The following is a 14,593-nucleotide window of genomic DNA, read 5'->3' as shown; positions in this document are numbered from 1 at the left end:
TTAGCCCATCATTTTTTCGATTGGCATTACAAGAATAGAGCTACAACCAAGGGCTTTTAATTTTTCCATGGTTTCCCAGAATAAGGTTTCTGTTGATACTACATGGATAGCCACTTGCTCTTCATTGCCTGCAAGAGGAAGTACAGTCGGGTTTTCAGCGCCTGGCAACAAGCTCTTCACTTGTTCTAAATACGCTTTTGGTGCGTGAAGCATGATGTACTTACTTTCTTTTGCTAACAGAACACCATCTACGCGAGGCATCATACGATTGATCAATGCTTGTTTCTCATCGCTCATATCGCCGCCAACGCGCTTAATCAATACCGCTTTAGAGCGGAAGATTTCTTCTTTTTCAACTAATCCATTAGCTTCTAACGTGGCGCCAGTAGACACCAAATCACAAATAGCGTCTGCAACGCCAGCGCGAGGCGCAACCTCTACAGAACCCGTTAGCATGACGGCTTTTGCGTTAATACCTTGTTCTTCGAAATAACGTTCAAGGAGATATGGATAGGTTGTTGCCACTTCTTTGCCGTCAAGAGATTGAACACCATCGTAATCCATCTCATTAGGTACCGCGATGGATAAGCGACAGCCACCATAGTCTAGACGGCGAAGAGTTTCGTATTCAAAAGGCTTTCCTGCAGCTTTTCGCTCAAGGGACTTTTCTTCTAACTCGTTTTCGCCAATAAAGCCTAGGTCAACCACACCGTCCATGACTAAACCTGGAATATCGTCATCACGCACGCGCAGTAAATCAATAGGTTCGTTTGTAGAATGCGCAATCAGCAGACGATCACGAATATTGAGTTTTATGCCGATTGCTTTTAATAGTGCAATGCTGTCATCGCTCAAGCGGCCTGATTTCTGTACGGCAATTCGAAGTCTTTTGCTGTTACTCATTAAAACGTTCCTTACACATGTTGTGTTTACTTGTGATTGCGCAAAACATAAAAAACCCCCGGAAGTTTCCTTCCGAGGGCCGAGAATTTTTTATCTGCGCCATTGGAAGGAGACATAGACCTTCCAGCACGAACCTGAAAGGTTATGCTATGTGGTGATGGTGGTGTTTTGCAGCGCAATTGATCATTTTGAAAAAATATGTCCTGAAATTTAACGAGCGAAACATTAGCGGTTTGAGGAAAAATTTGCAAGGCTAAAGTGAACTCTTTGGCTGCAATACGTACAAATTAATAGACATATAGTAAAACTTTTTGATCTGACCGAAAGTAAACCTTTTTCAGCTGTGTTCAAATGGTTTTTATGTTTACACAGATTTGCCTTTATTTGGCGAGGGTTTTTAATAGTGGAAGATTCTGTTAGTTACAAAGTTTATCGTTTGATTGGATTAAGGTTTAAATAGGCGAAGACACAGTGGAGATACAATTATTATGAGTAACGACTTATTGTTTCCTATTTTACCGCGCAATACGAAGATTGTGATTGAAGAAGACAAGCGTGTAAAAAAAGTGGAAAAATCAAAAAAATCTGAGCATCTCTCTGAAGAGGATAGCGATCAGTTTGACGAAGTAAATCGCGCCGATGCGTTAGAGTACGCAACCAAGCACAGACACGAAACTAATAAGAAGGACGGCGACGATAATAACGAGGGGGGGTTAAAGCATATCGACGTAGACGTTTGATAATCGGCAAACCCATTATCTGTTTGCCGCTCATCAAACGTTCTAATTCCACTGATTAGTTAAGTGTTTTATCTACCCAAAACTTTGTACCTTTAACAGTAGCTTGCAGCGCCAATCCGCTTTCAGTCATGGTATACACAGTGACATCACCTAAATAACCTTCACCCTCAGCAGATGCGCCTTTGTTTCCAGCCTTAGCCGCTGCGTCGGCATTTGTACCTAATGTCCAGCCATTTTCAATAAAGTACGACATGGCTTTTTGCGAGTGGAAAACCATGACAATGCGATAGTCTTTAGCGCCTAAACCAAAGCCCACGCCTCCTTCAGCCATATTCATATAGGTTTTATTACCCGTTGCATTGTTGTTAACCACGCCGTAGCCAGTTCCTGCGGCAAAAAAGATAACGTTCACATTAGCGTTGGTAAAAACCGCATATCCCGCTGCATTTTGTAACTGTGAGCGCGTGTCGGGCTTTTCGCTGTAAAGACGGGTTAATGCATTTTGCTGCATGTCCAAAATAGCCTGTCTTTTTTCAGCAACACTTCCGTCTCCCATTGAGGCACAAGCGCCAAGCATAAAAATCGCGGCGAAAATCCATGCGTAAGAAGCTAACCATTTGAATTTCATATTTTTCTCCATAACGTATTCGTCTTGTTTATTACTGGGTGAAAACGGGAAATGTCTTCAACTTATTGGTGAACAGCACTATTAAAATCATTTTTCATTTATCTATACGTGCTCTATGCATTTACTCTGCCAGCAAATAGCTTGTCGAAATTTATGTGCACTGTGTTTTTGAGTTCAACGAATAGAATTAGTTGCACTATTTGAGAATAAACGCTGCCAGTTGAGAATAAACGCTGTCAGAGTGTCACGGCTGAAGTCGTTAAAAAGCGGGTGGTGTCGCTTTATAGAAGGTAAATACGATAGAAGGTAAAAAATGAGAGCTGGGCTGCAGAGAAACTGCATAAGTGGCGCGCAGTAAAAGTGTCGTGGTGTTGGTTTAATGTAAAAGGATGAAATAAGTGTAAAAGGATGAAATAAGCTGAGCGCAAATCGTTGGGTTTAATAAACCGTGATGTTGACGAAATGCCTCAGCTTAGTTTTTACGGTAACGCTTACGTAAAAGCTAACGTTAAAATTAGCGTTAAAATTACCGTTCTAGCGAATTAAAAGCTAAATGTGCGAGAAATAGAAAATACGACGCGTTCGTCAGCAGTGTCATAATCCAGATTCGTATTTTCAGCCGCCACTTCTATGGCAAAATTTTGATAACTCGTTTGATATGCAAGGCGATAGTGGTAATACGACGTTCCATCATCTTGCCATAACCACTTATCACCATCTAATGAGTTAGACACATCGAAACTTGCCCGCAGGTTATGGTTCGGTGCAAGCTCAAAGGTATGTGCCACCATTGCAATAGCATGTCCGCCACCGGTACCAAAATAGTCCCAGCTATACCAAAAGTTAAGCTCTGAGTTACCGTAGTCGTTGACCATACCAAATTTGGTATAGACCTCAGGGTAGTTACCGGCACTGGAGTTATCACCCCCGTGATAGGAATAGTACGCGATGCCGTAGTCTATGCTAACAGCATCGGTCAGCGTGAGATATCGCCCTACATAAAAATCCCATTCCACGTTAGTGTCGCCACCAAAATCTACATTAGATGCCCATGTTCCTGCATAAGTGCCGTTGGCAAAGGCTTTGTCTACACCTCCCTGAATGGCTGGGTCGTTTTGTGTCTGGCTTACGCCATTAAAAGTATAATCAGACACGCCAGATATATTGGCACTCCAATTTGCAAATGAAGATGTGGCGAAAAGCGCTGCTAGTGCAGCAAAAAATGATACTACTATTTTCATATTATTAGTTTACGTTCTCTATTTTTGTGAAATCGACTTTGTTTTCTTTAGGCGATGTTGTGATTGTGGTCACCGAGCTGAACCGCTTACTCATAATGAACGCGAAGCAACCAAAGAAAAGGGCTATAACCAGTGCGCCTACCCATTGAATTTGCAAAAAGTTGAGCTTAAACAACAGGGTAAGTAGAGACAAAGCCAGCACATTCAACGCGATATAATTTGCTTTACCCAAACGCGCCACCGTAACGTTGAGGTTGTCGGTATAAAGCCGTATGAGTGAGTCAAGCGAGTTGATAACAAATACAACGCCCACAAATACCATGGCCATATTAACCAAGCCGTCAGTTGGAATGCCCGCACTGTGATAGTGATAAAGCACGGCGAACCAAGCACCAATTGGAATGGATGGAAATACCAGCATTGCCAATAGCACTTGATAGGTACGAAGCCCACCCACAAAGCGCGAAGTGAACTGGCCAATCATTATGCTCCAAGCAAACCACCAAAATAGATAGAACTCGTGATACTCATTAATTGGCAAAACAAAGTGATGCAAATTCGCAAAGTATCCGCCAATTAAACCCATGTTGGTCATGTACTGAGTTAATTCGCCTTCACCGAAGATAAATGCGCTTGCCCACATTCCTACAATGAGAGTAATGAATACCCACGTGGTGGTTATGCTTAAGATGCGAACGTATTTAATGTTGGTGCTTGAATAAACAGCAAAGGCAATAGAAGCAAAAACAATAAGATAGAACTCTGGCACCAGTGACTCACCGTCACCTAGCATGGGCAAATACCATGGCAAATTCGACAGTAGTAGGAACGCAGTAAATGCGCAGGTGCCAATAATCACCACGTTATTTATAAATTTAACCACAGGGATTTCGAAGAATTTGACCTTCGGCTCTACTACGCAGAAATAAAAACAAGTTAAAAAGTAAAACGCCCAAATGAAGAAACCCCAAAATCCAAATTCAATGGCGAGTGGATTGGTGAATGCATATTCAGGACTTGCGCTTATGTCAGCATAGCCAGCGAACTCGGTAAGTGGAAACATGATCAGTCCCACGTCGAGCCCAGAGGTAAAAAGAATGGCAATAAAGGTAAAAGTTTTGACCGGAGTTACTCCCACTACCTTCATATTGCCCCATTTAAAGACAATATAGGCCACTGAAAGTAAGGTGAATAGAATGCCTGCACTAAGCCATGCCGTCATTGTCACCCTCCCAATACTGATAAAAATGTAACATCTGTTTTCCTTTTTTTAGTTATTAAGGGCTCACATCAAATACGCACTAACCGTGCACGTTTAACCTTGTGAGCGCGTTGCGATAAAATATCCGCAAGCGGTTATAAATAGAGATTCAACACACCCTATTAGCGCTGGGCATGCTGCCAGTTCGAATTTATGTGAACCTGTGCGTTGCTGCGAGGTAGCGGTTCTTTGCCTAAAATTATGTCGGCGGCTTTCTCTGCCACCATAATGGTAGGGGCGTTAAGGTTACCGTTTGGAATAGTCGGAAATATGGAAGAGTCAACAACTCGAAGGCCACTTATGCCATGTACTTCTGTGTTTGAATTAACGACTGCCATATCGTCCTCACCCATTTTGCAAGAACAGGATGGGTGATAGGCGCTTTCGACTGCTTGTCGTACAAACGCATCAATTTGCTCGTCTGTTTGAACATGTTCCCCAGGCTGAATTTCTCCATCGCTAAATGCCTCAAAAGCAGGCTGCGAGATAATCTCTCGGGTTAGCCTTACGCAAGCGCGGAACCCCTCTATATCATCTTGATGCTCTAAATAATTAAAGCGAATATTTGGAGCAACGGTAGGGTCGCTTGACACTACCGACACACTGCCACGGCTTTTCGGTTTGTTGTGACCAACATGAACCTGAAACCCGTCGCCATCAAAGGCTGATTTGCCGTCATATCGTATTGCTGCTGGCAAGAAGTGATACTGAATGTCTGGCCATTCGACGCCTGCTTTAGAACGGATAAATGCACATGATTCAAAATGGTTTGTAGCGCCAAGTCCTGAGCGATTCACTAACCACTGAGCGCCAATCATGCCTTTAGATATAACATCTAGCTTGCGATTAAGAGTAATAGGCTTTTTGCACTTGTACTGAAAGTAAAACTCAAGATGATCTTGTAAATTCTTTCCTACACCAGGTAAATGATGAAGCGTATCAATGCCTGCGTTACTCAACACCTCAGTATCACCAATGCCTGATAGCTGTAAAATATGCGGTGAACCAATTGAACCCGCGCTTAAAATAACCTCTTCAGCGCACGATGCTATTTGGGTTTCGCCTTTCACACGGTACTCAACACCTTTTGCAACTTTGTTGTCTAGTATTACCTTAGTCACAAGGGCGCCGGTGACTATGGTTAGATTGGTGCGAAATTTAATCGGGTCGAGATATTCGCGGCTTGTTGAGCTTCTCACTCCGCCTTTTACCGTCATATGCATTGGGCCGAAGCCCTCTTGCTGCTGGCCATTGTAGTCGCTGGTGATATCGTACCCAGCTTGCTCTCCAGCTTTAACGAACGCGCCGTAAAGCGGGTTCTTCATTTCATTACCGTTATTTACGCCAATGTTGCCAGTGTCGCCACGATATGTGTCCGTGCCTTTGTACCAGGTTTCCGCTTTTTGAAAGTAGGGTAGGCACGACTGGTAATCCCAACCTTTAGCGCCGTGTTGTTCCCATTCATCAAAGTCTTTTGCGTGGCCACGCACATACACCATGCCGTTAATGGATGACGAACCACCCAACACCTTGCCGCGAGGGCAGTGCATTTCGCGATTGTCTAAATAAGGCTCTTGTTCTGTTTGAAACTGCCACGCGTACTTTTCAGTATTCATGGGAATTGAGAGCGCCGTGGGCATTTTTATAAAGATGCTTTTGTCAGAACCGCCAGTTTCTAAAAGCAAAACCTTGTTCGTGGGGTTTGCAGATAGTCTGTTAGCCAGCACGCAACCGGCCGAGCCCGCACCAACAATAATATAATCATACATAGTCATAGCGGCTCCTAAAACGGGCTTTCAATGTCAGTCATACCCACATAGACAGACTTGGTCTGCGTGTAGCTATTAAGTGTTTCAACGCCGTTTTCACGACCTACACCCGACTGTTTATAACCACCTACTGGCATCTCAGCGGGTGAATTTCCGTAGCTATTAATCCAACATATTCCGGCTTTTAGCTGGTGGATAACACGGTGAGCCCGCTGAATGTTTTGGCTAAACACACCTGCGGCAAGGCCTAAAACGGTATCGTTCGCACGAGATATAACCTCTTGCTCATCGTCAAATACAAGTACACTCATCACTGGCCCAAAAATCTCTTCTTTCACGATAGTCATGTCGTCCGTACAGTCTGTAAATACTGTGGGCGCGACAAAAAAGCCATTGGGTGCTGATTCAGGAGATAAGGTGTGGCCGCCAGTTAATAGGGTCGCACCTTCTTGTTTACCTTTTTCGATATAACTTAGCACCAGGTTGCGATGGTTTTCTGAAATTAACGCACCTAAGTTCACCTCTGGGTCGAGAGGATCACCGGCAATGATGTTGCTATTGGTACGTGAAATAAGTTCATCAACAAACGATTGATAAACCGAGCGGTGCACAAAAACACGGGTGCAGTTAGTGCATACTTCGCCTTGGGTATAAAAGTTACCAAGCATAGCTGCACTCACCGCTTGGCTTACATTGGCATCGTCAAACACAATAAGGGGTGATTTGCCGCCCAGTTCCATCGTGACGTCTTTAAGGTTAGAGGCGGCGCTTTGCATTACTTTTTTGCCCGTGCTCACTTCGCCGGTAAACGACACCTTCTCAATATCAGGGTTGGTTGTCAGCCACTGCCCAACTTCTGCAGCGCCCTGTACAACATTGAAGACACCATCGGGTACGCCGGCTTCCGTAAATATTTCGGCTAACTTTATAGCACCAAGAGGCGTTTCTTCAGATGGTTTGAAAATACATGCGTTGCCAGCGGCTAGGGCAGGGCCAGATTTCCAGCATGCAATTTGAAGAGGATAGTTCCACGCACCGATCCCCGCGCAAATACCAAGTGCCTCTTTACGGGTGTAGAAAAAATCGCTGCCTACCTGTTGTTGCGTGCCTAACTGAGTTGGAGCTAGGCCTGCAAAGTACTCGATTACATCGGCACCTGTTTCAACATCAACGCAATTTGCCTCTTGAATAGGTTTTCCGGTATCAAGCACTTCTACTGTTGCTAATTCATCGTTTCGTTCACGCAATAACGCCACGGCTTTGTTTAAAATACGGGTGCGCTCGATAGGCGTCATAGTCGACCATTTCTCAAACCCAGCTTTTGCGCTTTCAATAGCCTGCTTTTGCACAAACTCATCAGCAACTTCAACGTGGTATATCACTTTACCTGTTGCTGGATTAGTAACAGAAAACGTTTCTCTGCTTTTATTCGCGAGAGCTTTACCGTGAATATAATTCTGATATGTAGGTAATGACATTGATAAGTTCCTAAAGTTGCTGGTTAATCATTGTGAACAGTCGCTGACAGACAGTGCTTCAATTGCAAAAAACTACTGCATAACACTACGGAGCACTTCTTACCTAAGCGTATGAAAGTCAGTCGATTTACTATTTCAAGCAGCTATTTAAACTCGCGCTTAACGACGTGTTTTATTTTGATTGACCATTCAATAAAGAATAAATTGTATAGTGTTCTAACTATTGATTCAAGTTGGTGTGCTGGATTTTGTCCGTGAGATCTGTGATTATTTAATGCTTTATGATGTTTAGGTGTATGTATTTGCTTATTTTTATTGTGATTTGGTTAGTGCGTGAACTTTATTTATATAAACTGGAATACACATAAAATACTTAGTGCTAACAGTATTTTTTAATGTTGAATTTACCTTCGCGCCTCCTTCGCACTTTGCGTCTTTAAAATAGTAGGCTCAACTACCCAAATAGTAAGCGCGCGGTGCGGCTTTTAATCGTGGTAACATATTAGTAGGTAACCTATTTACAGTTAGTTTATTGGTAATAGCTCAACTGCAGCAGCGCAGTTCAGGTCATTACAGGTAGTCATTGGATAAATATTTGGAGTTCTAGCATGCCCAAAGTGGGAATGGAGCCGGTTCGCAAAAAGCAATTAATTGAAGCGACATTAGAAGTGATGACAGAGGTTGGCTATCACGGGACAACGATTAGCTTAATTAGCAAAAAAGCGGGATTGTCATCGGGGATCGTGAGCCATTACTTTGGAGACAAGCAGGGACTTATAGAAGCAACGATGCGGCATCTATTGGAAGCGTTGAAAATAACCACCCATATTGCCGACCCGCTAGAGCGAATTGACTTTATTATTGAAAATAACTTTTCGCAAACACAGGGCGCAAGTTCGGCAACAAATACGTGGTTTAACTTTTGGGCGCTGTCTTTGCACAATAAAGGGTTGCACAGGTTACAGTGCATTAACCACCGACGTCTTGAAAGTAATTTAGCGTACAGTTATCGACAGCTTTTACCGCCCCGTGAAGCAAAAAACGCAGCAGCATCAACCGCTGCGCTTATCGATGGCTATTGGCTGCGTTATTCCATGGGAAGCGTTGGCAACGGCAACTTCGAAGAGCCGGTAGTGAGAATTAAGCAATACGTAAGAGACACTATTAATCTCTTTGCTGACTGAGGCCTAATCGGCATTCCATGGCAATAAAAAAGAACCTTAACGGTTCTTTATAATTCAATTTCCAGTTCTAATGCGCCTGGATGATCGGTCTGGCCTACCATTTCTTCGTAGGGTGTATTTTGTCTTAGCCACACGTGCTCAAAAGATTGTGTGTCGAAATGCTCTCTTATTTCATTCAAACAATGAAACGTCTTTGGTTGCGAACTCTTGTCTCGTACAAGTGCTCGAGATGCGCCGACACCGGTAGACGCAAGATAATTACCGCCCTCTAATGATTCAATGTACAAGTTCATAGCTGAATTTCTCCTTAACGTTACTTAATGTTTAGTCGAAATATTTGAAAAGTGATCATTAATTATGATTCATTTATATAAACCGACACGCCGCCGTGGCCAAATTTGGCAGCAGTTACCACCACTTATTACTGCATCGCAGTAGGCCTGCCGATGTCAGGTGTGAAGAGAGTTGGTCTTTATCTGATTCGTTTAAAAAACTGCCAACCTCACATTCGCATACGTCGTCTTTTAAAATAACTCGGGGTAACCGGCCAAAACGGGTGTCCTCAATAAAATAGAGATACGAGGCGGTTTTGTTCAACACCCAGCGATTGCCTTGGGAGGTGGTAATTTCGATAGCGGCTGCAGCAATGGTGATATCTTCCCATCGATAGGTTGCGCGAGAGGTAATATACATAACACAAATAAGCGCAAATACTTCTGCGCCAGCAAAAGGAAGAATTACCCATGCACCCGCTACAGCCCAAGCGGTTGCTATTGAGCTAATAAACAGCGCAAAGGCTAGCATAAGAAACTTTGTCTGCTTCCACGTGGCAGACCTATTCGGTGTTATATGAATAACGGTGTCGTTATTTTCTTTTGATACTACTATCATGTCGCTGCGTTAACGATACGGCCGTGAAAACAAACATGAAGCCTTATACGTATCGATTTAAGCATTTAGATTGAAATTTGTTCAGTTGCAGGTAGCCGCTCGGACACTCAGTTAACTCGTTGTAGGAAAAAGAGACTTGTCATATTCCCTATCATTGCCACTGTTTTCTCGCAAAAGAGCATGGCTTTTTGCCTTTATTGCAGTATGGGCTTTTGTTATTTTTTCACAAAATAATGTGGGGACTTTGCTGCAAGAATATGGCTTCTTTACCTTTGTCGGCATAGTAGGGGCGGTATTTGCCAATGCCACAGGCGCTGGCGGCGGCGTGGTATTTGTCCCCTTTTTTGCGTATCTTTCCTTTACCCCTGACAGTATTGTAGCCACAAGCTTTGCTATTCAGTGTTGTGGTATGACGGCAGGAGCAATTACTTGGACTCGCTTTTTCTGCACTCAACGCCAAACAGACCAACGTAAAACAGACAGTCAGTGGGGCGCGCTGCCAAGTGCTCTTTTATTAACTGTCATACCTTCTCTTTGTGGTGTCCTTTTTTCGCAATACACCACGCATGGCTCAGCGCTTCTACTCAATGTATTGGGTGGGCCTGAAAACTTACACACGGTATTCGGTGTGTTCTCCGTTATATTGGCCATTGCAATTATAGCGTCAATTCCGCTGATGAAGCGCCAGGTGTTCAGCAGCGTGTTAGCTGGAAACGATATTGTGTGTCTTCCCACCATCGCCTTCTTGGGCGGGTGCATTACTGCTTGGCTATCTATTGGTGTGGGCGAACTCGTCGCTGTTTACCTCATTATCCGCGGTTTCAACGTCACCATGTCTATAGCGGTTGCGGTTATTTTATCAGCATTTACAGTGTGGTCAGCACTTCCCTTTCATGTACTTGTCAGCCATGCCATAGTATATGACGTTGTCATATTTGCTGGCGCAGGTGCTATTTTGGGTGGTGTTATGGCTAAATACCTTGTGCTGGCTTTTTCTACGCAATCACTAAAGCTATTTTTTGGGTTGTGGGTATTTTTACTAGGCGTAACCAGCCTACCTATTTTTTAGCGTTTTTTTATATGTCGCTTAATGTTCAGTGCAAGATAAGCGGCTGATCCTTACAGGGAGTTAGTCTATGGAATTTGACGTAACACCTCGTCCTCTATATAGGGTATCGCAACCCAAGTGGTCTTCCCACGCGGTTATTTATCAAATAAACACCCGGCAGTTCAGTACCCAGGGAACCTTTGATGGGGTGACTGACAGCCTTGAGCATATTAAGAGCCTAGGCGCAGATATTATATGGTTAATGCCAATTCATCCTATTGGTAAAAAAAACAGAAAAGGGCAGCTCGGTAGCCCCTACGCGGTCAGTGATTATCTTGATGTGAATCCAGAGTTCGGCAATAAAGAAAGCTTTAAACAGCTTGTATCTCAAGCCCATAAGCTCAACCTTAAAGTCATTCTAGACTGGGTACCTAATCACAGTGCATGGGACAACGCACTTGTCGACTCTCATCCTCATTGGTATGCAAAAGATCACAAAGGCGACTTTCGTCCATCGCCCTGGTGGGACTGGTCTGACATTATCGAGTTTGATTATTCCCAGCCTGGCCTGAGGGAATACATGATTTCTGCAATGCGCTATTGGGTGGAAGCGTTTGATATCGATGGATTTCGTTGTGATGTTGCAGGCTATATCCCCAACGATTTTTGGGAGCAAGCCCGTCACGCTCTCGACGCCATTAAGCCTGTATTTTTGCTTGCTGAGTGGGAAAACAGAGATTTACACGAGAACGCTTTCAATATGACCTATGCGTGGAGTTGGAATGAAACTCTTCACGAATTAGCCAAGGGTCGCTGCAGCGTAGACAGACTCAGAAAATACTACTCATGGAATGAGAGAGCATGGCCGCATAACGCCTATCGCATGACGTTTGTGAGCAATCACGATAAAAACGCATGGGACGGCACGCAGCGTGAGCAGTTTGGTGACGCACTCGAGGCGTGTATTGCGCTTTCAGTTATAGGCGAGGGGATGCCTCTTATTCACAACGGACAAGAAGCTGGAGAGACCAAACGTCTGGCTTTTTTTGAACGAGATCCCATTGAGTGGCAAGAACATCCTATCGGCGAACTGTACCGAGAACTCATCGCCCTTAAAAAATCGAAGCCATTTTTAGGCAATGGTGAGTTTGGAGCACGCATGATCCAAGTGCCTAACTCATCAATGGCTCAGGTATTCAGTTTTGTAAGACGAGAAGAGCGCGAGGACGACAAAGTCTTTGTGGTGATTAACTTTTCTGATGTGCCCGCAACGGTGACATTTGAAGAGTCGTTGCATCTAGGTACGCTGCATCATTGGAAGCGCAATAAGAAAACGACATTTTCATCCGATACCGCGCTCACGTTAAACCCCTGGGGCTTTGAAATCTGGCACACTTGAATTCTGGCACAAATAACAGGGTACTTCTTTATGTTTACATGTGTTGTTCGATAGGTTTTCAACGCTGTTTTTGGCATAATGCGCGCCTAATAATGCAATGTATTTGAAACGTCCCAAAAATGCCCACTATAAAAAATGTATTTTCATCTGATGGCCTGCTTGCAAAAACCATAAAAGGGTTTGTGCCAAGAGAGGCGCAAACCGACATGGCCAACGCGGTAAAGCACGCTATCGATACAACGGGCAGTTTGGTGGTGGAAGCCGGCACCGGAACGGGCAAAACTTTTGCTTATCTCGCGCCGGTGTTAATCAGCAGTGGTAAAGCCATTATTTCCACCGGAACAAAAAATCTGCAAGAGCAACTTTTTCATCGCGACCTACCGCTGGTAAAAAAAGCGTTGAGCAGCAAGCGAAAAACGGCACTGCTAAAAGGGCGGTCGAATTACTTGTGTTTGCACCGACTGTCTCAGCATGGCGGTAACTCCACCTTGGTAGAAAAAGAGGTGTTGGGTCAGTTATCTGAAGTGAAGCGCTGGTCAAGTACAACCAAAAGCGGAGATATGGGAGAGCTTAAAACCCTTCCAGAAGATGCGCGAGTGCTGCCTATGGTGACATCTACCGTAGACAACTGTTTAGGCCGAGAGTGTCCAGACTACGAAGACTGCTACCTAGTGAAAGCTCGCCGCAAAGCCCTAGATGCCGATATTATCGTGGTTAATCATCACCTTTTCTTCGCCGATATGGCGCTGAAAGACACGGGGTTTGGCGAGCTTATTCCCGAAGCCGATGCCATTATTTTTGATGAGGCCCACCAAATCCCCGATATTGCCAGCGACTACTTTGGTGAGTCGTTGTCTACGCGCCAAATTCAAGATATTGCCAAAGACATTACCTTACTGTTTAGAACAGTACTCAAAGATGCTGGGCAGCTAGATAAAGCCGCTGATAAATGTCGCATGATAGCATCTGATTTACGTCTGCTTTTTCCTCATGATCCTGAGCGGGGAAATTGGGCACTCGCACTCGATCGCGACGAAGTCCGCCTGCAGGTGGGTAAGCTTGCCGAAGCGCTAGGCGTTCTTTATGAAGTGTGCAAGCTGCATTTAGGCCGCGATAAAGATTTAGACAATATGTACGAGCGCATTGTTGCATCGAGAGAGCAGCTTGACGCGTTAAGCGATAACAAACAGCAAAATGTTAGTTTGTGGTACGAAACTACCCCGCGGCACATTGTTATGCATTTAACACCGCTGTCTATCGCCGCAAAATTTAGACGCTTTGTTGAGTCACCGCCGCGAGGCTGGGTGTTTACGTCGGCCACGTTGATGGTCAATGGTGGTTTCGAGCACTTTCAGCGTCGAATGGGATTAGAAGATTCAGAAACCCTTGGCTTAGACAGCCCTTTTAACTACCCAGAACAGGCCATGCTGTGTGTACCGCGCTACTTGCCTGAGCCAAACAGCTATTCAATGCGTGAAACCTTGCTGCACACCGCTAAGCGTTTAATTAAAGCCAGTCGCGGGCGTTGTTTCTTGTTGTTCACCAGTCACGCGATGCTAAGAGAAATCGCAAAGAAATTAGAAGATGAAATAGATAATCCGCTGCTTGTCCAGGGAACCACCACAAAACAAGCATTGTTGGATGCGTATTTAGCCGATGAGAAAGCCGTACTCATGGGCACAGGTGCATTTTGGGAAGGCGTAGACGTGCGTGGTAACGACCTCGTCTGCGTGATGATAGATAAGCTTCCGTTTGCTTCACCGGATGATCCTTTGCTTCAAGCTCGAATGGAAGATGTGAAAAAACGCGGTGCAAACCCCTTTGGCATTATTCAAATTCCACAAGCGGTTATCACCTTAAAGCAGGGGGCGGGACGCCTCATTCGCGACCCTACCGATAAAGGGGTGTTGGTCATTTGTGATAATCGCTTGGTGACTAAACCTTATGCAAAAACGTTTATAGGCAGCTTGCCCGACATGAAACGCACGCGAAGCCTAGATGATGTAGAGGCATTTCTTGCCGGCATCGATGATGAAGAATGATAGAGAGTT

13 protein-coding genes and 1 other annotated feature are annotated in these 14,593 nt (G+C 44.4%); of the genes, 5 read left to right on the top strand and 8 right to left on the bottom strand.

Going from position 1 to position 14,593, the window contains the following annotated elements; translation table 11 throughout:
• Positions 1 to 903 carry an ATP phosphoribosyltransferase gene (gene hisG, locus GTQ48_RS16800; protein WP_163107696.1) on the bottom strand — a complete coding sequence of 301 codons (903 nt, stop codon included), beginning with the start codon at positions 901 to 903 and terminating at the stop codon, positions 1 to 3.
• 47 nt (positions 904 to 950) lie between these two features.
• Positions 951 to 1,070 (bottom strand) — a sequence feature (His leader region).
• A gap of 321 nt (positions 1,071 to 1,391) precedes the next feature.
• Here hisG and GTQ48_RS16795 point away from each other — a divergent pair.
• Positions 1,392 to 1,643, top strand: coding sequence for a hypothetical protein (locus tag GTQ48_RS16795; protein ID WP_163107695.1), 252 nt, complete (start codon positions 1,392 to 1,394; stop codon positions 1,641 to 1,643).
• A 55-nt stretch (positions 1,644 to 1,698) separates the two neighbouring features.
• Here the strand turns inward: GTQ48_RS16795 and GTQ48_RS16790 are convergent, their stop codons facing one another.
• The 5 genes from GTQ48_RS16790 to betB form a co-directional block, all read right to left on the bottom strand.
• Positions 1,699 to 2,271, bottom strand: a complete 573-nt coding sequence (locus tag GTQ48_RS16790) for a lipid-binding SYLF domain-containing protein (RefSeq protein WP_163107694.1) — start codon at positions 2,269 to 2,271, stop codon at positions 1,699 to 1,701.
• A gap of 542 nt (positions 2,272 to 2,813) precedes the next feature.
• Positions 2,814 to 3,512 (bottom strand): TorF family putative porin, encoded by a 699-nt coding sequence (locus GTQ48_RS16785; RefSeq protein ID WP_163107693.1) that lies wholly within the window; start codon positions 3,510 to 3,512, stop codon positions 2,814 to 2,816.
• Positions 3,513 to 3,516: 4 nt separating this feature from the next.
• Positions 3,517 to 4,734: a BCCT family transporter gene (locus tag GTQ48_RS16780; protein WP_163107692.1), complete on the bottom strand. Its 1,218-nt coding sequence runs from the start codon at positions 4,732 to 4,734 to the stop codon at positions 3,517 to 3,519.
• 161 nt (positions 4,735 to 4,895) lie between these two features.
• Complete coding sequence (gene betA, locus GTQ48_RS16775; protein ID WP_163107691.1) at positions 4,896 to 6,548, bottom strand: choline dehydrogenase; 1,653 nt, start codon at positions 6,546 to 6,548, stop codon at positions 4,896 to 4,898.
• Between the two features lie 8 nt (positions 6,549 to 6,556).
• Positions 6,557 to 8,020 carry a betaine-aldehyde dehydrogenase gene (betB, locus tag GTQ48_RS16770; protein ID WP_163107690.1) on the bottom strand — a complete coding sequence of 488 codons (1,464 nt, stop codon included), beginning with the start codon at positions 8,018 to 8,020 and terminating at the stop codon, positions 6,557 to 6,559.
• Positions 8,021 to 8,628: 608 nt separating this feature from the next.
• Between betB and betI the strand changes: the two genes are divergently transcribed.
• A complete protein-coding gene (betI, locus tag GTQ48_RS16765) occupies positions 8,629 to 9,204 on the top strand; it encodes a transcriptional regulator BetI (RefSeq protein WP_239060170.1) in 576 nt (191 codons plus the stop codon).
• A 47-nt stretch (positions 9,205 to 9,251) separates the two neighbouring features.
• On the opposite strand, the gene GTQ48_RS16760 is transcribed toward betI, so the two are convergent.
• Positions 9,252 to 9,497 carry a DUF6482 family protein gene (locus GTQ48_RS16760; protein ID WP_032095937.1) on the bottom strand — a complete coding sequence of 82 codons (246 nt, stop codon included), beginning with the start codon at positions 9,495 to 9,497 and terminating at the stop codon, positions 9,252 to 9,254.
• A gap of 115 nt (positions 9,498 to 9,612) precedes the next feature.
• Positions 9,613 to 10,095 carry a DUF2244 domain-containing protein gene (locus GTQ48_RS16755; protein ID WP_163107689.1) on the bottom strand — a complete coding sequence of 161 codons (483 nt, stop codon included), beginning with the start codon at positions 10,093 to 10,095 and terminating at the stop codon, positions 9,613 to 9,615.
• Positions 10,096 to 10,231: 136 nt separating this feature from the next.
• On the opposite strand from GTQ48_RS16755, the gene GTQ48_RS16750 reads away from it, so the two are divergent.
• The 3 genes from GTQ48_RS16750 (at position 10,232) to GTQ48_RS16740 (ending at position 14,584) form a co-directional block, all read left to right on the top strand.
• Positions 10,232 to 11,164, top strand: a complete 933-nt coding sequence (locus GTQ48_RS16750) for a sulfite exporter TauE/SafE family protein (protein WP_239060169.1) — start codon at positions 10,232 to 10,234, stop codon at positions 11,162 to 11,164.
• A gap of 67 nt (positions 11,165 to 11,231) precedes the next feature.
• Positions 11,232 to 12,542 (top strand): alpha-amylase family glycosyl hydrolase, encoded by a 1,311-nt coding sequence (locus GTQ48_RS16745; RefSeq protein WP_163107688.1) that lies wholly within the window; start codon positions 11,232 to 11,234, stop codon positions 12,540 to 12,542.
• A gap of 119 nt (positions 12,543 to 12,661) precedes the next feature.
• A complete protein-coding gene (locus GTQ48_RS16740; protein WP_163107687.1) occupies positions 12,662 to 14,584 on the top strand; it encodes a DNA repair helicase YoaA in 1,923 nt (640 codons plus the stop codon).
• The last annotated feature ends 9 nt before the right edge of the window (positions 14,585 to 14,593 follow it).

Origin of the sequence: Alteromonas genovensis (assembly GCF_010500895.1) — a bacterium.
Taxonomy (GTDB): Bacteria; Pseudomonadota; Gammaproteobacteria; order Enterobacterales; family Alteromonadaceae; genus Alteromonas; species Alteromonas genovensis.
This window is presented reverse-complemented; position numbering and strand designations above follow the sequence as displayed.